Origin of the sequence: Candidatus Nitrosotenuis aquarius (assembly GCF_002787055.1) — an archaeon.
GTDB classification, from domain to species: Archaea; Thermoproteota; Nitrososphaeria; order Nitrososphaerales; family Nitrosopumilaceae; genus Nitrosotenuis; species Nitrosotenuis aquarius.
On the sequence record NZ_CP024808.1, the window covers coordinates 93672 to 118647 of the forward strand.

27 protein-coding genes are annotated in these 24976 nt (G+C 43.0%); 10 read left to right on the forward strand and 17 right to left on the reverse strand.

All coding sequences use genetic code 11. The features are described 5' to 3' along the window. Window positions 1-8 precede the first annotated feature (8 nt). From NAQ_RS00590 to NAQ_RS00605, 4 genes are all read right to left on the reverse strand, one after another. Window positions 9-791 carry a 2OG-Fe(II) oxygenase gene (locus NAQ_RS00590; RefSeq protein WP_100181761.1) on the reverse strand — a complete coding sequence of 261 codons (783 nt, stop codon included), beginning with the start codon at window positions 789-791 and terminating at the stop codon, window positions 9-11. Next, window positions 792-1076, reverse strand: a complete 285-nt coding sequence (locus tag NAQ_RS00595; protein ID WP_100181762.1) for a hypothetical protein — start codon at window positions 1074-1076, stop codon at window positions 792-794. Between the two features lie 90 nt (window positions 1077-1166). After that, a complete protein-coding gene (locus tag NAQ_RS00600) occupies window positions 1167-2261 on the reverse strand; it encodes an MFS transporter (RefSeq protein ID WP_100181763.1) in 1095 nt (364 codons plus the stop codon). A 56-nt stretch (window positions 2262-2317) separates the two neighbouring features. Beyond that, a complete protein-coding gene (locus NAQ_RS00605) occupies window positions 2318-4807 on the reverse strand; it encodes a methionine synthase (protein WP_100181764.1) in 2490 nt (829 codons plus the stop codon). A gap of 201 nt (window positions 4808-5008) precedes the next feature. Here NAQ_RS00605 and NAQ_RS09940 point away from each other — a divergent pair, with 201 nt between their 5' ends. Beyond that, window positions 5009-5167: a hypothetical protein gene (locus NAQ_RS09940; protein ID WP_162858543.1), complete on the forward strand. Its 159-nt coding sequence runs from the start codon at window positions 5009-5011 to the stop codon at window positions 5165-5167. Between the two features lie 8 nt (window positions 5168-5175). Here NAQ_RS09940 and NAQ_RS00610 read toward each other — a convergent pair whose 3' ends face one another. The 3 genes from NAQ_RS00610 to NAQ_RS00620 form a co-directional block, all read right to left on the reverse strand. Beyond that, a complete protein-coding gene (locus tag NAQ_RS00610) occupies window positions 5176-5451 on the reverse strand; it encodes a hypothetical protein (protein ID WP_162858544.1) in 276 nt (91 codons plus the stop codon). A gap of 139 nt (window positions 5452-5590) precedes the next feature. Further along, window positions 5591-6535, reverse strand: a complete 945-nt coding sequence (locus NAQ_RS00615) for a homocysteine S-methyltransferase family protein (RefSeq protein WP_100181766.1) — start codon at window positions 6533-6535, stop codon at window positions 5591-5593. 13 nt (window positions 6536-6548) lie between these two features. Next, window positions 6549-7319 (reverse strand): methylenetetrahydrofolate reductase, encoded by a 771-nt coding sequence (locus NAQ_RS00620; RefSeq protein ID WP_162858545.1) that lies wholly within the window; start codon window positions 7317-7319, stop codon window positions 6549-6551. Between the two features lie 73 nt (window positions 7320-7392). Here NAQ_RS00620 and NAQ_RS00625 point away from each other — a divergent pair, with 73 nt between their 5' ends. From NAQ_RS00625 to NAQ_RS00635, 3 genes are read left to right on the forward strand one after another with little or no spacing between them, the layout of a single operon-like run. Continuing rightward, a complete protein-coding gene (locus tag NAQ_RS00625) occupies window positions 7393-7950 on the forward strand; it encodes an NUDIX hydrolase (protein WP_100181768.1) in 558 nt (185 codons plus the stop codon). Between the two features lie 56 nt (window positions 7951-8006). After that, complete coding sequence (locus NAQ_RS00630; RefSeq protein ID WP_100181769.1) at window positions 8007-8165, forward strand: 50S ribosomal protein L39e; 159 nt, start codon at window positions 8007-8009, stop codon at window positions 8163-8165. Between the two features lies 1 nt (window position 8166). Then, window positions 8167-8649, forward strand: coding sequence for a 50S ribosomal protein L31e (locus NAQ_RS00635; RefSeq protein ID WP_100181770.1), 483 nt, complete (start codon window positions 8167-8169; stop codon window positions 8647-8649). 281 nt (window positions 8650-8930) lie between these two features. Here NAQ_RS00635 and NAQ_RS00640 read toward each other — a convergent pair whose 3' ends face one another. From NAQ_RS00640 to NAQ_RS00650, 3 genes are all read right to left on the reverse strand, one after another. Next, complete coding sequence (locus tag NAQ_RS00640; protein WP_100183367.1) at window positions 8931-9875, reverse strand: FtsZ/tubulin family protein; 945 nt, start codon at window positions 9873-9875, stop codon at window positions 8931-8933. Window positions 9876-9945: 70 nt separating this feature from the next. Next, window positions 9946-11214: a tRNA (N(6)-L-threonylcarbamoyladenosine(37)-C(2))-methylthiotransferase gene (locus NAQ_RS00645; RefSeq protein ID WP_100181771.1), complete on the reverse strand. Its 1269-nt coding sequence runs from the start codon at window positions 11212-11214 to the stop codon at window positions 9946-9948. A gap of 1 nt (window position 11215) precedes the next feature. Next, the gene (locus tag NAQ_RS00650) at window positions 11216-12577 is read right to left on the reverse strand and encodes an aspartate ammonia-lyase (protein ID WP_100183368.1); all 1362 of its coding nucleotides are present in this window, start codon (window positions 12575-12577) and stop codon (window positions 11216-11218) included. A 131-nt stretch (window positions 12578-12708) separates the two neighbouring features. Here NAQ_RS00650 and NAQ_RS00655 point away from each other — a divergent pair, with 131 nt between their 5' ends. Beyond that, window positions 12709-14043 carry a multicopper oxidase domain-containing protein gene (locus tag NAQ_RS00655; protein WP_100181772.1) on the forward strand — a complete coding sequence of 445 codons (1335 nt, stop codon included), beginning with the start codon at window positions 12709-12711 and terminating at the stop codon, window positions 14041-14043. A gap of 69 nt (window positions 14044-14112) precedes the next feature. Beyond that, complete coding sequence (locus NAQ_RS00660) at window positions 14113-15045, forward strand: D-2-hydroxyacid dehydrogenase (RefSeq protein ID WP_100181773.1); 933 nt, start codon at window positions 14113-14115, stop codon at window positions 15043-15045. A gap of 92 nt (window positions 15046-15137) precedes the next feature. On the opposite strand, the gene NAQ_RS00665 is transcribed toward NAQ_RS00660, so the two are convergent. Continuing rightward, window positions 15138-15515, reverse strand: a complete 378-nt coding sequence (locus tag NAQ_RS00665; RefSeq protein WP_162858546.1) for a hypothetical protein — start codon at window positions 15513-15515, stop codon at window positions 15138-15140. A gap of 194 nt (window positions 15516-15709) precedes the next feature. Beyond that, window positions 15710-16981: an ArsB/NhaD family transporter gene (locus tag NAQ_RS00670; RefSeq protein WP_100181775.1), complete on the reverse strand. Its 1272-nt coding sequence runs from the start codon at window positions 16979-16981 to the stop codon at window positions 15710-15712. Window positions 16982-17161: 180 nt separating this feature from the next. Here NAQ_RS00670 and NAQ_RS00675 point away from each other — a divergent pair, with 180 nt between their 5' ends. Continuing rightward, complete coding sequence (locus NAQ_RS00675) at window positions 17162-18019, forward strand: hypothetical protein (protein WP_100181776.1); 858 nt, start codon at window positions 17162-17164, stop codon at window positions 18017-18019. Here the strand turns inward: NAQ_RS00675 and NAQ_RS00680 are convergent. Continuing rightward, window positions 18016-18612: a hypothetical protein gene (locus NAQ_RS00680; protein ID WP_100181777.1), complete on the reverse strand. Its 597-nt coding sequence runs from the start codon at window positions 18610-18612 to the stop codon at window positions 18016-18018. The genes NAQ_RS00675 and NAQ_RS00680 overlap by 4 nt on opposite strands. A 31-nt stretch (window positions 18613-18643) precedes the next feature. After that, window positions 18644-19357, reverse strand: coding sequence for a coiled-coil domain-containing protein (locus NAQ_RS10315; RefSeq protein WP_100181778.1), 714 nt, complete (start codon window positions 19355-19357; stop codon window positions 18644-18646). A gap of 206 nt (window positions 19358-19563) precedes the next feature. On the opposite strand from NAQ_RS10315, the gene NAQ_RS00690 reads away from it, so the two are divergent. Further along, window positions 19564-20016 carry an eL15 family ribosomal protein gene (locus tag NAQ_RS00690; RefSeq protein WP_100181779.1) on the forward strand — a complete coding sequence of 151 codons (453 nt, stop codon included), beginning with the start codon at window positions 19564-19566 and terminating at the stop codon, window positions 20014-20016. 1 nt (window position 20017) lies between these two features. Next, a complete protein-coding gene (locus NAQ_RS00695) occupies window positions 20018-20542 on the forward strand; it encodes a hypothetical protein (protein ID WP_100181780.1) in 525 nt (174 codons plus the stop codon). On the opposite strand, the gene NAQ_RS00700 is transcribed toward NAQ_RS00695, so the two are convergent. Continuing rightward, a complete protein-coding gene (locus tag NAQ_RS00700; RefSeq protein ID WP_100181781.1) occupies window positions 20539-21201 on the reverse strand; it encodes a peroxiredoxin family protein in 663 nt (220 codons plus the stop codon). The genes NAQ_RS00695 and NAQ_RS00700 overlap by 4 nt on opposite strands. 83 nt (window positions 21202-21284) lie before the next feature. On the opposite strand from NAQ_RS00700, the gene NAQ_RS00705 reads away from it, so the two are divergent. Next, window positions 21285-21773, forward strand: a complete 489-nt coding sequence (locus tag NAQ_RS00705; RefSeq protein WP_100181782.1) for a HEAT repeat domain-containing protein — start codon at window positions 21285-21287, stop codon at window positions 21771-21773. On the opposite strand, the gene NAQ_RS00710 is transcribed toward NAQ_RS00705, so the two are convergent. Continuing rightward, complete coding sequence (locus NAQ_RS00710; protein WP_100181783.1) at window positions 21770-23848, reverse strand: AAA family ATPase; 2079 nt, start codon at window positions 23846-23848, stop codon at window positions 21770-21772. The two genes, NAQ_RS00705 and NAQ_RS00710, sit on opposite strands and share 4 nt — an antisense overlap. After that, a complete protein-coding gene (locus NAQ_RS00715) occupies window positions 23845-24975 on the reverse strand; it encodes a metallophosphoesterase family protein (RefSeq protein WP_100181784.1) in 1131 nt (376 codons plus the stop codon). The genes NAQ_RS00710 and NAQ_RS00715 overlap by 4 nt, the downstream gene beginning before the upstream one ends. Between the last annotated feature and the right edge of the window lies 1 nt (window position 24976).

The window sequence follows — 24976 nt, forward strand, 5'->3', positions numbered from 1 at the left end:
TTTTTCTATCAAGACCAAGTTACAACTTTATCTCCATGTCTAGAAAAAGCTAAAAACAATCCTAATGTTATGCGCCTATTTGCCCTCACAGGAAGTATCTCGTGATAATAAATTGGATTAATTATCACCAAATCTCCTTGGTTTGGCTTTATTTTGACAGATTGGTTGCAATCTGAAATCACATTCTTTGAATAGCCAAAATTGATGTTACGATACTTTTCATCTGATTTTTTCCATGATTTTTTGTGTAATACTAATTCTCCCCCTTTTTGAGATTGTTGAATGTATAATACTGTAGATAATTGAATTGGAAATTTAGAAACATCAAAACTTCTTGCTTCAAACCTTGCACTGTCTCTGTGTATTGGAGCAAAATCTCCTAATTCATGCAGTCTGATTACTCCACATGCATATTTTTTGCCGTTCTCAACTGCAATGGTGACCTGCTTTTCAGGAAAGAGCACTTGTAATGCATTGTGAATTTTTTTTCTTGGATCCTCCAAATCCGAAAACAGTTCACATATTGTTTTTCTTAATGCATCTGCTTGAATAAAATATTCTGATTTTCTAGAAATAAATGATACAAGCGAAACACCTATTTTCTTAATTTTTTGATTATTTTCAAAGGTTTTTGCCTCAATTCTTTGGGCTATTGTTTTACATGAATCATCATTGTAAAAATTTTTAATTATTAATGCAGGAGACTCCCCCGTGATGATTTTCTCTAGGGTTTTTTTATTTTGACCTATCTCTTTGTACTCCATTTCTATTGGGTTCCATTGCAAATTCATCTAATACCCGCCTTGTCCCGAATGTGAAACAACTGATTTAAGAGTCCCATCATTTTCTCTGTTTTTGATTTCACATTTTACAAATGATCCGCCCAAATTTTGTTCTAATTGCTCTATTGTACATTCATTGAGATCTACAGGAAGGCTCATTATGTCAGTTTGAAAAACTTTTATTTTCTCAATTTCTGAATAATCGTTTTTATTCCCATTTTTTTTGTGTGTTACATTTAATTCAAAAATCTGGCCTGACAAAACTTTTCCTACATTTCCCCAAATTATATCCATAAGTCCATTTGTATTTTCTAATATTTAGGAAATGACTTCTTTTTACATCTAGTGGTAACTAATTACAATTAGCGGCATGATCATTTCAAATCATTTCTTAATCTTTAACGAAACCAAAAACGCAACAACACAAATCCCGACTGCAAAATACATCACAGCAACCTGGTTATACCAAAATGCTATGGAACCAGCAACAACAGGTCCTATCACATTTGCAATTGATATGGTGGAATTGAACACTCCAGTAGACGTCGACTTTGGATTATTCTCCATTAGGTGAATGCTTCCACCAATATACAAAAACGCCCATGTTACCCCAACTAGTGCCATACATGGAATTGCCATCCACCATGAATTCATCACGGCCATTCCAGCAAAGACAAACACAGTAAGACCAATCCCAATCTTGAATTTAGTCACATTTTTTGTGCGGATTTTAGTTCCCATCAGATTCATCAAAATAAACGAAGTAGCAGTGTTTGCAACATACACCATGGACACTTCATACAATTTGGCGCCAAATGTCTGCGTCAGAACCAGTGGAAGTATGGTCCAAACCGATGTTGCACCAATGTGGCGCAACAAAAGCGACAAGAACAGATACTTGTTTTTTGCAATGACTTTTTTTGTAGCGCCAGATTCTACCTCCTTTGGCATCGTATAGTTTGGCATCTTGGCAGAAAATGCAAGGCCTGCCAAAAACAAGCCGGCACTGATCAAAAATATTGTCTTTTCATTGTTTGCAACACCAGCAGCTACAATTCCAGCAAGCCATCCTAATGCATGAAATGAAATAACTGATGCTACTTTGGACTTGTCCTTGCCAGATTCATAGGTGTATGCAAGCATTGCAGGCACCATCATACCACTTGCAACACCAGCTCCTAAACGCACCAAAAGCAGGTAAAACGAATTATCTGCAATATAGTGAAGGCCAAACATTACCGCACAGCTAACAAAGCCAATTCGAATGAATGTCAGCCTTACTCCTTTAGCATCAGAGATTCTGCCAAAATACAGGCTGGATAGAATTTGTGCTAGAAAAAATGATGCTATGGTAAGGCCTACTTCGAATATGTTGCTTGTGAGAGATTGCGCCAAAATTGGCATGAAAACGTAAATGATGGATACGCCAGCATGTTGGAAAAATGTGGCGCCTCGCAGTAGATTGTTTAGTTGTTGCATGAATTTTTTACTTGTATACGATCATAACTCTGATTAATTTAATTCAAAGTGATGATCTATAGCACAAAATATTCTGCATCTGGATGGTGTACAACTATTGCCGCAGTGGATTGCTCTGGTATTATTTGACCTGCCTCAGTTAGCGTCATGCCAGATTTTGCAGGATCAATTAGATTCCACACCAAATGGTGCTGTGAGACATCTGGGCAGCTTGGATAGCCCCATGAATATCGCAGGCCTCGTTTTCCACTGATTTTCAACTCTTCTCGGATTCTCTGGTTTATCAGCTCAGCCATTGCCTCAGCCGTCTCTACTGCCAAACCATGCAAATAGTATGCGTCGGTATAGCGGTCCTCCTTGTTCCATCTGTCGATTATTTCTTGGACTTTATTTCCAACAGTCACTGCCTGAAATGCAACAAGATCGTTCTCACCAAAGTAATCAGTCAGACACAGGTGCTTGCTTTGCGCAGATCTTGGAAAGTCAAACTCCACAGTTCCATTTGGGCCATCCACTAGGAGCTTGTCTCTTCCATGACACACAAAATATCCGTACACTGCACGAGGCTCAAAGAGATTTTCATCCATCACCTTTTTCTTCCATTCTGCAAGCATCTTTTCACCTTCAACATCTGCATTTTCCATTCCTCGACCTCGCAGACCCCACGACAGCACAAAGAGCGACTTTTTTGACAGCTTTTCCCAGATTTTGTTCAGATCAAAGTCCTTTGGTTCTAATCTGATTGGTTGGCCCAACACTGGCGCTACCGGCGGAGTCACCGGTTTTACATCGGATCGTGGCAGCTCGCCCTGTGATTTTTCTATTTTAGTTTCCTTCCAGTTTTGGATCTTTTCTTGCCATTCTGAAATGAATTGTGATCTTTGCGGCGAAACCAGTCTGTCCATTGTCTTTAGGCCATCAAACATTGTCTTGCAGTAAAACACACCATGCGGGTAGATTGCGCCTTCCTTTGCAATTCTGTTGATATAGTTGGAGTTGATTGCAGCACCTCCACACAATACTGGAATCGCAAGCTTGTTTTCTCGCGCAAATTCTACAAAATGTTGCATTTGCTTTGATGTAGATACCAATAATGCAGAAAGGCCTATTGCGTCTGGCTTGACTTCGTTGATTTTTTCCACAAATTTCTGTAATGGTACCTGCTTTCCCAAATCGTACACAGTATAGCCATTGTTTTCAAAGATTGTTTTCACTAGGTTCTTGCCAATATCATGCACATCGCCATATACAGTACCAAGTACAAGCTTGCCCTTGCTTGTTCCTTCTTCCTTTAGCAGATATTTTTCCAATTCTACTACTGCCGCCTTCATACATTCGGCAGACTTTAGCACAAACGGTAGGATCAATTCACCTGCACCAAATTTGTCGCCTACTTCCTTCATTGCAGGCAACAGATCATCGTTTAGCGTGGTTATGGCCGCATCATGCGTTGTTTCTTTTGGTGCATCAATGATTTTTCTGCCATCCTTCTCTGATATGGCGATTTTTTGAGTAATTTTTTCAGCTATTGCAGATACAACATCGTTTTCAATTCCATCCTTGAGGCGATTCACAATTCTGAAATTGGCTCGTTTTCCTGCAGGCCAGCTTGGGTCGACTTCAACCTTTTTGGCACTGGCAACCTGTGTGCCGGCCTTTTCAAAGTGAGCAATCACCTCTGCCAGGGCATTGGGGTGCGTATTGAATATTAAGTCCTCCACCAGCTTGCGCTCTTTGGCATCAATTTCCGGATATGGGACTATCTCCTTGGCATTGACTATTGCGGAATCAAGGCCTGCCTTTACAGCATGATACAAAAACACGGAATTGAGTATCTTGCGTGCAGCAGGAGCCAGGCCAAACGAAATGTTGCTCAAGCCCAAAGTGGTAAATGCATTTGGGAATCTTTTTTTGACTAGCTTGATTCCTTCCAGTGTGTTTTTTCCGGCATCCAAAAATTCCGCCTCGCCAGTGGCAAGTGTAAATGTCAGCACATCAAAGACAAACTGGTCCTCTCGCAGGCCGTATTTTTTTCCAGTCTCGTACAACAGTTCCGCAGTTTCCAGCTTTTCCTGCGGAGTCTTTGCCATCCCCCTTGGGCCAATGCACAGCGCAATTGCCGGCAGGCCGTATTTTGCCATGATTGGCGCAAGCTTGTGAAATCTGGAACCGTCGCCTTCCAGGTTAATCGAGTTTATCATGGGCTTGCCAGGAATCTGGCGAATCGATGACTCTATCACGTTGGGATCAGTTGAATCAATTACAAGTGGCGCATCGATTTCCAGCGACAGTCTTTTTACAAGTTTTTTCATAAATTCAAGCTCATCAGATCTCTCTGTTGTCGCAACGCAAACATCAAGACAGTGCGCACCATCCTCCACTTGGGTTCGAGCCAAGTCGATTAGTCCGTCAAAGTCATCAGACAGTACCAGCTGCTTTGCCTTCTTGGAGCCCTGCGTGTTTAACCTCTCGCCTATTATCATTGGCGCAGGCTCTTGTCGTAGTTCTACTGCCTTTAGTGATGAGCTTACTCGTGGAATCTTCATCTTGTTTCAAAAATTCTTGCTTTTTGTAAATATATGACGGTTTTTCTATTATTTACCGTGTAGTTAGGGTATATTGCGCAATAATATGAGCCTCGTATGATAATATCGAAATTTTTTACAATTTGATATGCTTTTTCCATATTTGTTATAAACAATACTTTTATCAGAGTATGAGATTCGCACTTTTAGTGCGAAAATCCCATGTCATCATATGATAAACCCCACAAAAGCGATGACATCGTGACAGTATGCTACAAGTTCCTAGGCCAACCAGAGGACAAAATCCAGTGCACCTATTTCCAGTACAAAAACCTCAAAGAGCTACCGGACATGGAGTATTGTAAAATAATAAAAGAATAAGAATAGGTTTACTCGGACATTTTCTTGACAAAATCCGAAATCAGTTCATCGCCAAATGTAACTGTCTTGTCCTCAACTAGTGTCTTGATTTTCTGCCAGTCTGCGCGACTCATCTTTTTTGTCTGCATCAGGCCAGCCGTTACCAGTATGTTTAGTACCACTGAAAGACTCCATGTCTGGTCTGTCTTTTCAATTAGTCGGGCTTGGATTCTGCGTACCTTTGTCTCTATTTCTTTTTCTAGTGTGATGCTTTTCTTGCTTTTTGGAACTGATTTTGTTGTCATTGGGTTTCCTCTGGGATCTTGATATAAAAATCCCATCTGCCAAATGTGGAAAAGTCACGCTTTACTCCATTGTGATGGTATTTATGAACAGCACCAACCCTATATTGTGCAGTTCCCTTTTTTGGTAATTCACACGGTATTATTTTCGCGCATCAATTACTTTGCGCAGTGCGGAAATGTGGGCAGGATTTGTCCCACAGCAACCGCCGATTATTCGCACCTTTTTGTATTTTGACAAAAAGTCGCCTAGCGCATCAGACATCTTCTCCGGCGTCATCTTGTACACTGCATGGCCTCCCTCGTTTTCCGGCATGCCGGCGTTTGGCACCACAAGCAAATTCAGGTCGTTTTGCTCATCCAGCCACTGGACGCTGGACGTCATCTCTATTGGCCCAGTAGAACAGTTGAGGCCAAACACGTCAATCCCCATGTCAGATACCGTAGTGTATGCAGCCTGGACGTTTGTGCCCAAGAGCATCTTTCCGTACTGGTCTAGCGTTACATTTGCAATGAGTGGAATTTTTTTGGTTTTTGCCATTGCCTCATGTGCGCCTTCGATTGCAAGCTTTACTTCTAAAATGTCCTGGCTGGTCTCTATTAGTAGCGCATCCACTCCTCCCAAGATCAGCCCTTCTGCCTGTAATGCATATGCCTCTCTGATTTTTTCTAACGAAATTTGGCCCAAGTCTGGATCGTTGGAGCTTGGCAAAAATCCGGTGGGACCCATGCTACCAATGACGTATCGCGGCTTGTCGGTGAACTCAGATGCAACACTGCATGCAAGCTCGGCAATTTTTTTGTTCATCTCTATTGTCTTGTCGCCAAACCCGTATTCGTCGAGTTTTAGCTTGTTAGAGCCAAACGAGTTTGTCTCGATGCAGTCGGCACCTGCCTCCAGATAGCTGCGATGAATTTTTTTAATCCATTCCGGTCTTGTCAGTACTAGTCCGTCATTGAATCCGTCCTTGCCGTCTGGAAAGTCCTCTGGTTTTGGGTCGAATTTCTGAATTTCAGTCCCCATTGCACCATCAAACAGCAAAATGTCATTTTTTATCGCATCCAAGAATGGACGTTTTTGCGCCATGGAGTGGTTCTGGTTATTTTCCTTTTAATTCTTTGAGCTGCGACAAGACCTTCAGTGCGGCCTTTGAGTCATTAGGCGATGTAATGAGGATGTCGCGCGCAGACTTGTGAATTTCCCTGATGAAATCGAGCACAATTTCCTCATATTGCGCAAAGTCGATTCCAACCATCTTTGCAGAGTTGGCGTTTTTCACAGACGGGATCATCACACATGGTATAATCTTGAATCCATGGGGCTTTAGCTCATCCACAATTCGGTGAACCTGCGCAGGATCCTGTATTACCTGCGTGACAAACCCTGTGGGCTCAGCATCGATTTTTTTCTGAATTTTATCAAAATTGGGATACGCAGATATGGACAAAAAAAAGTCCAAGTTCTTGCCAAACCCCTGCTTTGTAAAATGCTTTACAACCTGGCTTGGTATCAGCTTAGAGTCCTTGGGTCCGGCAGGCGGCTCGTCGCCCTTTAATATCAACAAGCCGTCCAACCCTAGCAGGACGGCATCATACACCGACTGGGTCAGGGCAGTAATGTTTCGATCCCGCACACGCAGACTGGCAGTAATGTCAAGCCTTACACCATTATTTCGAATTATGGCACCCGTGGTAATCGGCGAAATTCTTGGAACGCCCAGTACTGAGTCAGTCAGGTGTATCCCATTGCAATATTTAGAAGCAGAAATGATTCTTTTCTCGACTTTACCCAACAATCCCTTGACCTGCTTGTGGGACAGTACACCGTCCTGGATAACTCTAGGTGGATTTATCTCGTATCGAATGGTCAATTTCAAAAATTATCTAATTTTCTTGATTAATAACCTTTGAAGGAATAAATCGTCGAACCGTCACTAGTACATCATGAACGGCCAAACCTTACGCCAAATTCTCAGCTCTGATATTATCCCACATCTGGATGATCACACCACAAAGCACGCAGCCGTTCTTATTGTGATTTATGGAGAGGACCACAAAATAATCATGACTCAAAAACCACTCAGCATGCAACAGCATGCAGGCGAGATTTCATTTCCCGGCGGAAAAATTGACGCAAGCGACGAAAACCTCCTGGAGACAGCAATTCGCGAAACACTAGAAGAAATCGGCCTAGCTGTACCGAGGCAAAATGTCATTGGGCAGCTCAAGCCAGTGCAGACAAGAAATTCAGGATTCACAATTATACCATTTGTCGCAATGCTGGACCAAATAACGCAGCTACATCCAAACTCCGAAGTCGACGAGATACTGCACTTTCCAATCATACCGTTACTGCAAACACTACGGGACGATGACGATCCAGGCCACAGGTCCCTCTTTGAGGCGTACAAGCTCACATACGATAACAAGATGATTTGGGGCGCATCTGCTAGAATGCTAAAACAAATCGCAGACATTTTCCACTCTAACCAGATTTTGTAAAATTACACGCAAAAACTCAGATTCATTTAAAAATAGGGTAAAATGCCTCAATTTTCATGGCGACAAGAAAGCACTCTGGACGCAAGATCAGGCTTCAAAAGAAAATGAAGCAAAATTCTGCAGTGCCGGCGTGGATTATTCTCAAGACCAAAAGACAGGTCCGCTCCAATCCAAAGCGCAGAGCTTGGAGAGCAACAGACGTGGAGGTAGGATAACTTGTCCCAAGAAGCAGAGCGAGTCTATACGATTAATCTGGGCAAAGTCTGGCTTTCGCCAAACAACCAGAGAGCCAAGCGCGCAATCAACATGATTCGCGAGTTTACCGAACACCACATGAAGACAGGCCAGATCAAAATCGACCAGGATTTGTCCCATGCAATCTGGGAGAGAGGAATTCGCAGCCCGCCAAGAAAGATCCGAGTAAGGATGGCAAAGACCGACGACGGCTATGTGATGGTCTCGCCATACGAGGAAGAGGAAAAACCAAAGGCAAAGAAAGAGGAGCCAAAGGTAGAAGCCAAAGAAGAAAAGACTGAGGAAAAGCCAACAAAAGAGGAAAAGAAGGCAGTAGAAAAGCCGGCAAAAAAAGAAGAGAAAAAGGCAGAAAAGAAAGCCGAAGAAAAACCAAAAGAGAAAAAGGCAGAACCCAAAAAGCCATCCAAAAAGAAAGCAAAAAAGTCAGCAAAGAAATCTAAATAATTTTTAGAATAATTTTATTCATCAGTGTCTCAACAACATTGGCCAAATTTGAAATGCCATAAAACTTAGATTATCTAGCAGGCTTGATGTTTGGCGCTGAGCAAAAAATCAAACAATTTGCATTTCATGGATTAAATCCTTGAACTGCATTTACCTGACCAATTATGGTATGATTTTGTGCGTAATGCCAAAAAACCTGACCAGTTTACAATTTTGAAGATTTTTGCCTTTTATGTGATTTGTATTTGTAAAATAAGCTCTAAAATATTATCGCAGAAATTTTATTCTAATTGGTATAGTTCAATTCCAGTTTTTATTGACGATTCCGGAACATCCCAGTCTAGAGTGTTCTCCTTTGGAATCATTCCGAGTGGATCATAGGAATCAAACTTCATTGTGCCTTCAACGGAGCTTACCATTACGACTTGGGAGTTTTCGCCTTGTGTTGTTGCCAGTGATACGCCAGTATTGTTCTCATTGAATATGCCAGATATTGTGTTTACTGCGGCATTTATTTTACCAACAGAAACATTGTCAGAGCCAAACACGTACAGCATTGTCTTTTTGACAGAGCTTGGCGGGGCGTCCTCGTACAGCATTTGCACTGATTCACGCAGTGATGCCTCTATGTCTTTTTCATTTTTGCTAGTAGACAAAATGTTTAGATCGTCCGAGATGCTAGATGACGCCAATGCATTTACGACATACATTACTGCGTGGTTTGTTATGTCATAGCATTTTGATACTGTCAAGTCCGGATTTGCCTCTAGCAGCGCATCGTTATCAATTACAACAGTGGAGTCCGAGCTAGCACGCAGTCTTTTTAGCGAAACGCCAGACAAAAACAATTTCTCTTTTTCAAATCTAAATGGCATTATTCCAAATGACAAGACTCGCTTTTTCTCCTCTTTGGCTATTGTTGCAACCAATGGAGACACGGCACAGCCTGACTTGCCTGCTAGGTTTGCAAAAATTACTATAGTGTTATAGTTTGCAAACTTGTCGCGAATCCTGTACATTGACTTTTGAGCCTCTGCCCTAATCAGGTATGCGGATGGGTTGACATAGGATTCTGCGTGAATTTTGATGTCATGATGGGAGCTCAGATCATTGCTGTCATGGCTGATTGCAAAGACGTCTGCTCCAATCAAGGAGGCCGCATTGTTTGCCATCTTTGAGCCTGCGCCACCTATTCCGACCAAAAGGACGGGCTGTACAAAGTCCATGTGAGCCTCTCGCAAAATTCGATAAAAAACCTTCTTACTTAATTTTGATCCAAACTCCGATCTAAAACTTTTAGCTAGCGATCACACCGTACAGTCCATGATTGGTTGCACGGGTTATGGTGACTTGGACGGAATCACCTACTTTGACTGGCTCCTCCACAAAGACCGGCTTGTAGGCAAAGTTCCTGCCCCGTACCATGTCGTCTGTCTGCTCATCAAATAGTACAATGCCAGTCCAGCCAATCCATTCCTGGTTGTTTTGCAGAGCAATCTTGTTTATTACATCAAATAATTTCTTGGAGCGATTCTTGACTTGTGCCACTGGAATCTGGACTAGTTCTGCCGCTACAGTTCCAGGCCTCTGGCTATACCTGGACAGATTCACGACATCTGGTCTTGTCTCCTTGATTAGCGATACAGTATCAGAAAAGTCCTCCTCTGTTTCTCCAGGAAATCCGACTATGACATCAGTAGATATTGTAAATCTTGGGAACTTTTCCCGGAATTTTTTAACTACATCTCGGAATGTTTCCGCAGTGTGGCCACGCTTCATCTCGTGCAGTATTTTGTTGCTTCCAGACTGCACAGGCACGTGCAAGAACTTGAAGACTTTGTCGCTTTCAAATGATTTTACCAAGTCTTGTTTTATTTTTGGCATGTACATTGGGTTCATCATGCCGACTCTGATCATAAAGTCATGCGGAATCTCTGATACTTTGTTTACAAGTTCTGGCAGACTGGTGCCAATGTCCAGTCCATAGCAACCATTGTCAGTCGATGTGAGCCAGACTTCTTTGCATCCGTCTTGGATTTCATACGTTACCTGGCGTACTATGTCACCGAGGCGATACGATTGAAGATCACCCCGCGCAAGCTTGGTCTGGCAAAACGTGCATTCACTCATGCACCCGGATGCTATTTCCACTATTCCAACAACCGGATTGAGCCTGACTTTGGGTAGGCCTGTCTTGGTAACATCAGAATCTTCAAGCTCAATTTTCTTTTTACCTGATAGCGTGGTGTCTATTATCTGCAGAGTTTTTCCAATGGAATTAGGTCCCATCAGGCTGGCGTTTGGGGAAAACCTTTGCACCGATTTTGACTCTGTCTTTGCCAGACACCCCGCAACAACTAGGGGCTTGCTCTTTAATCGCTTTATTCTGTTTACCATCTTGTTTGCAGTGGCATCCTTGACAGAGCATGTCACTATCAAGTTCAAGTCCGCATCGCGAGAATTCTCTGCCAAAGTGTGGCCGCCATTGACAATTAGCCCTGAGATCATCTCAGCGTCTGCAAAGCTAGCAGAGCAACCATAGGACTCGACCCAGATTTTTGCCATATTACTTGAATAGTGCGTTGATCTCTTTTTCGGATAATAGTTTCTGTTCCACTACCAATTCCCGAATGGTTTTTCCAGTCTTTAGCGATTCCTTGAACAGATCAGCCGACTTTTGGTAGCCAATCTTTGGCGCAAGAAGCGTAACAATCACCGGACTTTTTTCTATGTTTTGCCTGAGTCGCTCCTCGTTTGCAGTCAGGCCGTCTATTAGATTCTTTGAAAATATTGGCAGAAAATTCTTGAGCATGTCTGTTGAATCAAGGACCGCCTTTAGCATTCCTGGCAACATCACATTCAGCTCAAACTGTCCACCTTGTGCAGCGTTTGCAACTGCAGTGTCATTTCCTATTATGCTAAAACAAACCATGTTGAGGCATTCAGCAAGCGACGGGTTTACTTTTCCAGGCATTATAGACGAGCCTGCATGAACCGCCGGTATTCCAAGCTCGGACAGTCCCGCAATTGGGCCTGACGCCATTAATCGAATGTCGTTTGCAATTTTGTTCAGCTCCAGTGCGAGATTTCTGATTGCTGCAGATACGTTTGCCACCGCAAACTTTGATTGCAATGAGTGCTGCATGTCTGGCTCTGGTCGTAGTTTTAGTCCAGAAATCTTTGCCAGCTCTGCAATTGCAATTTTGCGGTATCCCTTTGGGGTGTTGGCACCATTGCCCACCGCTGTTCCGCCAAGGCCTACCATCTCCAGTTCTTTTATTGCTAGTGTGATTGCGCCCTTTGCCTTTGTAATCGATGTAGCATATGCCGCAAACTCGCTACCCAATGTTACTGGCAGCGCATCCATCAGGTGGGTGCGGCCGATTTTTTTGTAGCCGGAAAATTCTCTTGCCTTTTTGTTTAGCGATTTAATCAAAACATCAACTGCTGGTAATGTCTCTTTTAGATTCAGCAGAATTGCAACATGCATTGCAGTTGGAAATGTGTCATTGCTGGACTGCGACATGTTCACATGATCATTTGGATGCAAAAACTCGGTTTGTCCCTTTTTCTTGCCAAGAATTTCTAGTGCGACATTGCAAATCACCTCGTTGGAATTCATGTTAAACGCAGTTCCTGCGCCGGAGTTTATTTCCTCAATTACGAACCATTCCTGGAATTTTCCTGCCAGAATTTTATCGCATGCAGATATTATGGCGTTGCCTAGTTTTTTGTCAATTGCTTTACATTGTATGTTGGCAACTGCGGCAGAGCGCTTTATCATTACAAATGCCGAAATTAGATGCTTGTGGGATTTTCTGCCTGTGACGTGGTATTGTTGTATGGCGCGGCCGGTAAATGCACCATAGTACGCATCAGATGGGATCTTGACCTCACCCAAGGAATCCCTATCAATTCTATATTCCAACAAAGAATCCAATTCCAACTAAAATAAATTCTCAGCGAAAAACATCAAAAAATTCCAAGTCCGCATGGAAATAGGGGGAATTATTATAAAGGGTGGTAGAAGTCCCAAACATAATGAATAAGCGTTACAGTATGCTATTTTCCGTTACAGCAGTAGCGGTATTGGCAGCAACCTTATTCGGAAGCACATACACAAATTCCCAAGTTGTCGGTACAACTCTGGCAGCTTCCTCAAACGATAGCATGTCTCAAAAAATCCATGACATGGGTGGATTGAAACTTGTTATGCCTCAAGCATTTGCCGCAGTAGACTGCGACAACATCGAAGAGGGAAGAAATGTGGTTAGCTTTGATCTTTACGCAAGAAGTGCTGACCTCCCAATTCTGGGCGGAAAGACTTACCAAGCCATGACTTTTAGCGGCCAAGTCCCAGGACCAACCCTTAGAGTCACACAAGGCGACGTCGTAATGATGACACTGACCATCCCAGAGGATGAGCCAACTCCACACGGAAACGACATGCATGCATCACAAATGCACTCTGGCCCATTTGGCAAAGTAATGCCCGGTGAATCCAGAACATACTGCTATGTTGCCGAAGTACCTGGTACCTTCAAGTATCACTGCTCTGGCGTTGACATTGCAGCAATGGATCAACATGTATTGTCCGGCATGTACGGAATGACAATTGTTGACCCAATCAAGGGTTACAAGCCACTAGTTGTCGACAAGACAGCAGTCAATGAAGATGGCAACATCGTAATTGACAGACAAAGACATTCCGCAGATGCACTTGAATTCCAACTTCAATACGCTCAGCTATACCTGAACGATGAAGGTGGATATGACCAAGGAAAAATGTTCAGACACGAGACAACCTACACAGTTGTTAACGGTATGTCATTTGGATATGTTCCAAACGCAGCTCACAACGAGCTTATCTTAGGAGATGCAAAGAAAAACATCTTTGTAGTCCAACCATGGAACTCTCCAGATCTGGCACAATACCAATCACAACTATTGTTCGTTGAAGCAGGCCAACACGTAAGAATCTTCATTGAGAATCAAGCCAATGAACCAGTGTTCTGGCACATCGTGGGTGAAATCATTGACCGTGTCACACAAGGCAACGTTGTACAAGCAAAGGGCACAGAGACATACGAGATTGGCGGCTCACAAGGCGCAATCATGGATGTTGTCTTTGATGAACCAGGTGTATATGCAGCAGTCAACCATGACTATGCAGCAATCTTTACAGGTGCGGCATCAATTTTTGTTGCAGGCGATCCATTTGGTCTAAATGAGCAATTGGGCACAAATGCACAATCATATGCTGAACTTTTGGGCAACCCAAGCGATGCAATTCCACCAAGTGGAAAGAACACAATTGAGCATCCAAAGGTGAACTTGCACGGATTGTACACCGATGAACGTGCTGACGAATTAAAGTCAGAATTAGGACTCTAAAACCCCTATTTTCTTATTTTTGTATTTTTAGTAAATGATTATATTTCGTACTCCAAGAGGCAACACTACATGAGTTTTTCAGACAAGGTCTTGATCTGCGATCAGGTTGATGCAGTTCTCAATAACACCTTGCAAAAAAACGGACTAGCTGTAACATACGAGCCGCAAATCACACCGGAAGAGCTGGCAAAAAAAATAGACGACTATGAGATAGTTATTGTTCGTAGCAGAACCACCATAACAAAAGATCTCATAGAAAAAGCAACAAAATGCAAGATTTTGGCGCGAGTCGGAGTCGGTCTGGATAACATAGACACAGAGGCAGCCAAGGCAAAAAACATCCGAGTCATAAATGCTGTAGAAGGCGCAATGAACGCCGTAGCGGAATTGGTAATTGGCCTGATGCTTGCAATGGCTCGCGACATCCCAAGGGCAGACAGAGAACTGCGCAATGGCAACTGGATAAAAAAAGAACTGATGGGAACAGAACTTGCAGGAAAATATCTCGGTATAGTCGGGTTGGGCAACATTGGAAAAAGGCTGGCAAGGCTGGCACGAGCACTCAACATGAACATAATTGGATTTGATGTAGTGCCAATTGATCCAGAATTTGCAAAAGAGGTAGGCCTGATGAAGGCGGACTTGGACACACTACTCCAAAGCGCAGACTATGTTTCATTGCATGTACCATTACTGGATAGCACGAAAAATCTAATCAATGCACAAAGGCTGGCATCGATGAAAAAGACTGCAAGGATAATCAACACTTCTCGCGGAGGAACCGTGGATGAAAACGCGCTATACGAAGCACTAAAGTCTGGAAACCTTGGCGGGGCAGCACTTGATGTGTTTGAAAAAGAGCCAGCAATAGGCAACAAGCTAATCAGTCTGCCTAACTTTATTGCAACTCCGCACATTGGCGCGCAGACAAAAGAAGCACAATCCCTTGCAGCAACCGTGATTGCAGAAAAAGTAATCCAGATTTTGCGCGGCGTAATCTAGTCGTCACCACTACATCCAAAATAACAACTTGCCTAGTTTTTGCTAGCTTCATCAGAAAAGCAAACGTACTGGGGTGCTCTATTCTCTAAATTTTATGTGCTTGGCTTTTTGTTGACTGTTAATCTGAATTCTTTTTTGATTTGCGGTTTGTTATTATCATCAGTAAAAACTTCTACTGTGATCCTAAATAACATCTTGTTGAGCGGGATGTTGTAGGGAGTTATGAGAACTGAATGATCCCCCGTGTTCCGATTTTCAAAGTCTAATGATGGCAACTCGATTTGCGGTTTGTCGATTCTTAGGTATTGGTTTTGCACATCGTCTGTTTTTGTTATGGCGGTAATTTTTGCAAACACATCCTTGAAATTTCTTATATTGAATGTAATAGTGCAAAATTCATTAGAGTTTATTTTTGTACTAGTTATCTTTATTTTTTCAAATTTTAGCTTTTTTCTGCTTAATAGACCCAAAATCACCCATCCCACTAATCATACATAATTTATTCCTGAGTTTTCAAACTTTTTTTATTGTAACCCATCCTGAAACCACATGATAATGGATGTGCCAAAAAAGACAATCTGATGACTCGTTACATGTTGGAAATCCTGTCTAATTCATATTGATTGATTCATAGAGCAAGGAGCAAATGGATTGAGGCACTCAGTTATCTGACTAGGACCAAGAAAAATATCAAAATTGCAACATTTGTCGCAGTAACAATGCTTCCTATTTTGAAAAATTCTATAAATGAAAAGCTAGTGCCGTTCTTTTTTTGTGCAGCCTCTAGTATTATTACGGTTGACGCCGCCCCAAGTATGGTTAGGTTTCCAGCTATTGTACTACCTGCGGCAAGTGCAATCCAGGATATGGTATCTGTAAACCCAGCATCCTGCAGTGTTGGCAGATAAATCGCAACAAAAGGAACATTGCTGACTAGCTGACTGAGTGCCACGCTTGTGCCAATTATGTTGATTGTGGACAGTGGCGAATCAGGCGAGGAATCAAATGGCAATAATCTCTGGAATACTTCTATTACGCCACCATCGGCCAGTCCCTGCACAAACACAAACATGGCTGCAAAAAACACCAATATCTGCCAGTTTATCCCAGAAACGACCCGTCTTCTGTTGTTTCCAATTATCAATAATACAATGCCGCCAAGTATTGCAACATGCGCAAAGTTCAGCCCTGTCTGTATGCCAAACATCTTGGTTATCCCTATTGCAAAAAATCCAACCACGGTAATTATTATCAATACAGATGATTTTTTTGCCAGGGATTTGTCCAAGACAACACTTTGTGTAATGGATGGCATTGTTGCCTGCGCAAGTTCCTTTTTGTAGTATTTTTTTACAATATAGTACGTGCAAAAAAGTGATGCAACTGTCGGCAGGATCAAGTATCTAAGAAATGTCAATATTGGAAACTCCATGCCACTGTGCAATGACACCAGCAGGTTTTGCGGGTTTCCAATCGGAGTCATCATGCTTCCAAGTGTGACGCCAAATGCCAGCGAAATCAAAAGCGGTGCAGGCCTTACATTCATCTGCTTTGCCAAGCCAATTACAATTGGCGTTGCAACAAGTGCAATGGTGTCATTTATCAAAAATGCCGACAACACACCCATTACACAAATCACAAAAAATAGAACCTGGTTTGGGGTTTTGGCGTATGACAAAATTCTATTTGTAATGTGTCCTAGCATCCCAGATGACTCTAGGCCTGACACAAGTACAAACATCCCCAAAAGAAACAAAATGACATCGACGTTTATTGCAGATATGGAATCATCCAGTCTAGTGCTGCCTGTTGCCAATACTGCGATTGCGCCAAAACACATGCTTGCCCAAATTGGAACGCTTACTCCGCGAATGTTTCTAAAAATTATCAGCCCATACACTATGCCAAATACTGCCAGCGTCGGGATATAGTCCACTTGGGAATTGCCATAAAATCATGATTTGAGGCTAGCTAAAGTGCTATTTTTGACCAAACAATCACAATAAAATCATCCCGCAATTTATCAAAAATTCTGCAAATTCCATATTGATTTGAGCCTGAATATAGCTAAACTAGGAAATAAACAATTAATACAGAATTTGGGGGAAAAAACCCAATGAAATCGCTTCTTGCCTTCGCACTGTTATCTATAATTCTAGTATTGCCCGGCGCATATGCGTCGACTGCCTCAATTGAGGTAAACGGCAATACACATGAAATAACATACGAGGCAACAGGACTGACTGTCGAAGGCCTAGAAGCTGACACTAGCACTGCAACACTGTCTGTTTTGGTCACGACAACCGAAGTCGAAGGCACACTTGTAATTACATTGGATAGGGCATTTTTTGATTCCAGAACAGACGGCGCAGACGATGATTTTCTGATACTGGCAGACACCGAAGAAGCAGTCTTTGTTGAGGAAAAATCCGACTCTTCCCGCACACTGGCAATTACAGTTCCTGTTGGAACAAATTCTGTTGATATTATATCTCTTGGAACAACCAACTTTGGAACAGGACAACCTGTAGCTGAGGAAACCCCTGAAGAGATTCCAGAAACCACAGAAGAAACCCCAACCGAACCAGAGCCGACAGAAGAGCCAACAACTCTGTGTGGCCCAGGAACAGTACTTGATCCACAGACAAACGCATGTGTCCTAGAAGCAACACCAGAGCCAACCGAAGAGCCTGCACCAGTAGAAGAGACACCAGAAACACCAGAGGCCTCAGAATCCCAACAATGTGGTCCGGGAACCGTGCTCAAGGACGGCCAATGCATACTGGATGAGACGTGCGGGCCTGGAACAATCCTCAAAGACGGACAATGTGTCTTGGATACATCCGCACCAACATCATCTTCCACAAGCATGGGCAAAGAATTCATAGTTGGAATATTTGCGGCATTTATCATTGCGTTTGTAGTAATGATAATTCTCTGGGCAATAGGCAGAGCGGGCAGACGCAAAAACTAGATTATTTTCTGATTTACCAGGTACTGCAGTCCTCTGACAAACTCAGAATCTGATATCTTTCTCTCAGACCACCACTTGCCGTTTATCTTGTACCAGTCGGGAATCTCTGTTTTTTCCTCTAGTTTTTGGCCCGCAGGCAGCTTGACTGTCTCTTTTTCCACCAAAAACTTGAAGAACATTGAATCGCTAATTGCCCCATCTAGCCACTGGGGAACTATGACGTTGCTGCCAAAAGGCATGACGATATTTCCTATGTCGACTAGCAGAAACGGCGCAGATGTCATTATTCCGTTATATTCTACCTGAATCTGGTATTTTCCCTCTCGGAACAGTTCTGAATTGAATGGAACCGGAGTTGTAATTGTGGTGTTTTGTTTTGTTATTTGTACTGGGATGCCACTACTTTTGATTCCTTCAGAGTCTATAATATGCAAAATGGCGTTCTTGCCGGTAACACTTGACACTGATATTGTAACAGAGAGGTAATCGCCGTAATTGTATGTGGCCTTGCTTGTCTGAACAAAAACCGACTGCGCAGATGCAAGTGGAAACGACGCTACAATCAGTAACAACACTGCAAGCTCGGCCTTCACGCACCTGTTCCGGTCAGACCAGACAAAAATGTTACTGAGGTTTTTTCTTGATTTGCTCTTCTAGCGAGTTTACTGCGCCAAGAATCTTTGCAGCGTCGTCCGTGATTCCAAGCCTTGCAAGTTCTGCACGAATTGTCTCTATTGGGTCTGGTGCCTGCATTTGCTTTTTCTTGTCGAGGATCTCTATTTCCTTTTTCACATCAGAGATTTGCGCGTCTTTTTCCTTTAGCTCTTGCTTTGCTCGCTCTATCTGGGTCTGGTGGTATGCTATTTTTTCCAGTGCGGATTCGCGCTCTGACTGCAAATGTGATAGTAACGAGTTTGTGTCGTTTTCTGTTATTTTTTTATAGTGAATTTTATCAAGCTCCACTCTTGGCTTTACCTGAAAGTTTTGCAGTGATTCCAGCTCTTCTTTGAATCGCTGCTCGTCTGCCTTTAGCTTGTCGATTTTTGATTTTTTTGCAGCAAGGTGCGCATTTACAAATTTTAGGTACTGGTTTGTGTTGGAAATATCGTCTTTGAATCTTTCAGACTTGTCCTGGACTGCCTCTTCCTTTGTGGCATAGCTGCGCTCTTTGCCAAAGCTGATCTGCCTTGATGTTACCGCAAGGGGGTCCACTATTTCCAGCTTGGGCCCAGTCTCTGTGATGTGAGCCCACTCGTCCTCGGCAGTAACATTTTGGTTAAAGTGGTTTTTTGCATCTTCTTCTTCCTTGGTTAGTCTGTTGATGTGTTTTTCTGGCATGTAGTACGGTAGGAACTATGCCATATGTCTTGCTAGTCGTTTGAAAAGCGCAAACTGCTCCGACATACTTATGACGGTGTGATGTGTAATGACGCTGAACTAAGTTCCTGCGGGTGAAACTAGCCTAGGCAAATTCTGACACTCGCAGACATTTTGTGCTTATTTTCCAGCTTACGCATATTAAGGGGGAAAAAATAATCGCGTTAATGCTTACCGCACAAGATCGAGTCTGGCTAAAACACTGGCAAGAAAACTCACCAGAGATAAGAAAGACCGCAATAGAGTGGAGAAAACAACCCGCATTCCACAGAATTGACAAGCCAAGCAGGATTGCAAAGGCAAGACGACTGGGCTACAAGGCAAAGCAAGGAATAGTAGTTATTCGCACTCGCGTCGGAACAGGCGGTATGAGGCGACAAAGACCAGTAGCAGGAAGAAGACAAAAACATCTTGGTGTCACCAGAATCAAGGCAGACATTAACATGCAGGGTGTGGCAGAGCAGAGAACAGCAGAAAAATACAAGAACCTAAAGTTGCTTGGCTCGTACTTTTTGTACAAGGATGGATTCCATTATTGGTTTGAAATTATCCTAGCAGACAAGGCACACCCAAGAATTGTCAAGGACAAAGAACTGCGAAAAAGAGTAATCCCTGCATAAATTGAAAATTCTCTTTGCATTATTGTTACTAGTTGTGGTATTGCCAGCATTTGCCGAGCCAATCTCTGACAAGACAGGCCTCAAGACAACGTTTTCTGTTATGGTAAATTCCAAGCCATATGCCATAGAGACCACAGCAAACTTTGATGTAAGAAATGTCTCATTTGAGGATGACACTCTGATATTTGCAATCAACAGCAGCCTTGAGAACAATTTTGCCGAACTGCAAATCCCAAACGAGATAACAAAGGGTGAGCTGAAATTCATCCTCGATGATACCCAAATAACACCAAAGGTCTTGCAAAATGAAAGGATTTCATTTGTAACACTAGAGTTTGCAGGAAACGGCACCCACACACTAGAGGTGCAAAGCGACTTTGTCGAACAACAAGAAGTTATAGAAACACCTGAAATCTTGGAGGAAAAACCTGACAATATTGTAGTGATTCTAGCAGCAGTAGGAATTGTGGTTGCAGGCGGTGCAGCGACAACTGCGGCAGTTTATTTCAAGAGAAAAAAGGCCTAGCCTTCATGCAATAATTGCTCAATCATGGACTCGATGTGTCCTGACTGGCCAAACGAAACATCACGCAGTATTCCCTTTCTGTCAACTAGAATTGTAGATGGCGTGCCACGCAGCTGGAACTTGTCAAATGTTCCTGCGGAATATTCCTTTGACATCATGTATTGTTCTACTCGCGCAATTATCTGCTTTCTGTATTCTTCTGGCTGCACATCAAAGTCCGGCAGCTGTGACTTGATAAACTCCATTACTATTTGCGGTGACGGCTTGCCTGTTGTCTTGACTAGGTTGTCCATTGCAAGCGGAAACGGAATCTTGTAGGGGATTTTACCATCAGAGCTTTTGCCGTACATTGCAAGCGCCTTTTTTGTCTCGCCTACTGTCTCTCCAGTCTTTGCCAATAACTCCAAGTTTTCTACGGTGTTTTTATCAAAATCCTCAAACGCAGTCGCAATTCCCAAGACACGCACGCCTTGGTCCTTGTACTTGTTGTAAATATTGATTGCCTCTGGAATTCCATACAAAAAGCATCCAGGACAGTTTACCTGAAATACCTCTACTAGGACAATGTGGTCTTTTTCCTGATCAAAGTTGGTCGGCATTCCCTGAACCCACTTTGAGACCTCAAAGTTTGGCGCCTTTTGGCCTATCTGGACTGACATCTGTTTTTTGATCCTTGGTTTTATTATAAAATCTAACCGTATCATACAACAATAATATAACAGCCAGCAAATCCGCAGATCACATGGATATAATCCCAGAAAAACGACTGGCACTTTTTGCAGAAATGGAAGACAGATATGAAAAAAAGGACGTCGACTATTTTGTAAAACTGCTGGACAATGACGATTATGTGGTCAGGACTAGGGCTACGTGCATCCTAGTAGACTTTGGCGGCGAGGACAAGATCCCATACATTGCCAAGGTTCTAAAAAACGATGAAAACGAGCTGGTCCGACACGAGGCCGCATTTTCTCTTGGGCAAATGGGGTATAGAAGCGCAATTCCTCACCTAGAGGATGCCACATCAAATGACCCAAGCATGTTTGTCAGACACGAGGCGGCAATTGCACTGGGAGTTGTGGGCGCCAAAGACGCAATTCCAACGTTAACCCGGGCACTATCGGATCCAAGCCCACCTGTCGTGGAGTCTGCAATAGTCGCGCTATCTAACCTACAATTCATGGAAAAGCTGTCCAAGAACGAAAAGTTTGCAAAACTGACCGGTGGCTAGAGCAAGGCTACCTGCGTGCCGTTTTCACTGGACTCGAATCGATAAATTTTCTCAACTGAAGAATCCTCAAAGATTTCGGCATCGTGCGTTATTATGATGAACTGGATTGGGTTTGCGTTTGCAACGTCGGTCAGCTGAGACAAAACCCGCACCAAGGATCTTCGTCGCTCGCTATCCAGATGTGTTGTCGGCTCGTCCAATATGACAAAGTTCAGATTAGATGATCCTAGCAAGTGCGCCATTCCAAGTCGAAGCGATAATGCAACACTTACCTGTTCTCCACCGGAAAGCGAATCAATGTCAATTATAGTATTTTTGGAATAACACGTAATGGAAATGTCTCTGGTTTTTTCCGCAAGTGTTATCCTGTGGATTTTTGTGTTTAGCATCTCTAGGTATTCTGATGCCTTTGCGGATATTGTTGATAGCGCCCATGATCGAAGGCTTGTGGCAACTGGGCCGTCCCGATTGTAGATGTTATCCTGGATTTCGTCTAGTTGTGCGATATAATTTTTGACATGTGCCAGCTCGGACAGAACTGACTTGATTTGGTCTATTCGTGATGTGGCCTGTGTTATTTTTTGTGTTACTGCGCCGTATTCCTGGTCTAGCCTGCTGAGTTCTTTTTTGGCCGACTCTGAGCCTGATTTTAGCTTGGCAAATTCGGCCTGATCAAATCCTTCTATTTCTTGTTGCATCTTTGCGATTTTTTCGTACAATATTTTTGCATGAGAGTCAATCTCTGATGCTTCCAGCAAGCCAGACGTGGTCATGACAAGTGGAATTTTCTGGATTTGCGCCTTTTGTGACTCTACTTCTTGGACCAGGATACTGATCTGCTCTGGCCTCTGTATGGAATGGGCGTCAAGTGTTGCTTTTGCCGCTGTCGCCTTTTTGCTGTACTCTAGTGTTTCTTTTTCTTCCTGAATTAGGCTTGATTTTTTTGATTCTAGTGCCTGGATTTGTAATTTGATGCTTTCTTGTTCTTCTTTGATGTGTTCTACTTGAAAGACTGGCTTGAGTCTGTCCACATGAGAGTCGCAGACAGGGCATTTGCCGTCTTGGAGCTGGAGTTTTTTTGCAAGTTCTGCGTGCTCTAGCAGGACTGCCTTTTTAGTTTCTAGCTCTGTGATTTTTCTTCTCGAGTCCTCGATTTGAGACTTGATTGACTGGAGTTTTGCTTCCAGTTCTTCTTTTTTGCCAGATATCTCAAAGCAGCCTTGGCAGTCGCGAATCTTTCTCTCCTTTTCCGTAATGGTTTTTTGGATTGATATTATGGCATCTTTGACGTATTTTGCAAATTCCGATTTTCGCTCCTCTATTTGCTTTAGTATCAATTCTTTGGCAGAATCAAGACTGATTTTGCTTTGCAGCACTTCCAGTTCTTTGGCCTTGGACTCTTTTTTTTGCTGCAATTCAAGCATCTGGGGTTCGCAATTTTTTATCTCTAGATTTTTTTCTTCAATTTCTTTTTCTAATAGTGGAATGTGGGTATCATCGTAGCCGAATTTTTTGTAAATTGTCTGGCGAAATGATTTTTGTGCTATTTTGAGATTCTCTGACGCCAAGTCAAGCTTGTCGATTCCGATTATTGCGTTGAGCAGTTCCTTGAACTCTTTTGGCTTTGCCTTGATAATAGAGCTCAGCTCGCCCTGCTGGACAATTGATGCGACCTTTAGCTTTTGAAAATCTAGTCCTAGTGTGGTTTCTATTTCATGTGTCGTGGATTCACCAAACTGCTTGCGCTCACCAGCAGAGCGCAGTATTTCTTGGCCTCCCTGGATTTCGACAAACTGGGCGGCAAGTGCGCCCTTGGAGTCTATTTTGCGCGTGGCCTCAAATGTCCTGTTCTTTGAGGTAAACCTGACTTTGGCATATGCCTGCGTATTTCCGCGCCTAATGAGGCTCTTGTTTGACTTGCGGGTGTGCTCGCCAAACAATGCAAATGTTATGGCGTCAATTATGCTTGATTTTCCAGCACCGTTGTGTCCTACAAAAACAGTCACGCCGTCATCAAAGTCCAGCTTTGTCTCCGAATGCGAGATAAAGTTGCCAAGCTCTATTGTCTTTATCATTTCTTGAACCTCTCAAATTCCTCTAGGATTGCCTGCTCTGCTTCCTTTACCTTGTTTGCTGATAACAATGGCAGCAGTTCATGTATTGCAAATGTCGCCTTTTCATTTGATCCCAAATAGTTTGATGCCAGCCTGAATAATTCGTCGTCAATGCTTGATGGTCTCTCTAATAGTATGGTACCATTGGAGCCCTCTTCTTGCAGTATTTTCCAGGTATAGTGTAAGGCGTGTGGTGCCAGTCTTGCAATCTGAGTCTGGATTATCTCTGACTCGATCTCTTTTCCGTGGATTTTTAGTTCCACTATGGGTTTTTTTGCAAGAGTTGAAATTTTCTCTAAAATCTTGCTTACTGATTCTGATAGTTTTTCAAATTCGACTTTTTCTGATAGTTGCGGACGCGTATTGAGTTTTATCCAGTTTGGCTTTGCCTCGCTTGTGGAAATGTCAACAATGTAGAATCCTTTCTGTGTTTCCTTGATTCCCTCGCTTGTTGTCATTTCTATTGACCCTGGGTATGCGATTGGTCCTAACAGATGTGAGAATTGCTTTAGGAACTTATCGTGGAGATGGCCCATGGCATAGTATGTGAAATTTTTTGGCAGATCCGTTGATGCAAGCTCGCCTGCAAACTGGTTTACCTCCACAATTCCCTGGTGCATTATCAGAATTTTGTGGCCTGGATGATGTAATGCGACTTTGTCAAGCTCGGAAAATCTGTCCAAAAACTGGGGCATTTCTCCCCGCCTGATCTTATCAAAGCCCGCAATCAGAACGTCCTTGTATACAAAGGGTGTGCCCTGGCCTACATATCTTGAGAATTCCAAATTATGGTACACGTACGGAATTGGCGCAGAGCGAATCCGAGAAATGTCGTGCTCGCCTAGCACAAAAAACGAGTCAATGTTGTTTTGCTTGAGGCGCTTGAGCGCATTTGCCATCTGCAGTATTGCAGTGCCGGTCGGGTTTGGCACATGGAAAATGTCCCCTGCAAATATCACAAAGTCGACATGGTCCTTGATGGAGACATCAACTGATTCGTTAAACGCAGAATAGACATCGTCCTCTCGCTCTTGCAGTCCGTATTGTGTTAGGCCCAAATGCGTATCTGAAATGTGGGAAAAGCTCATA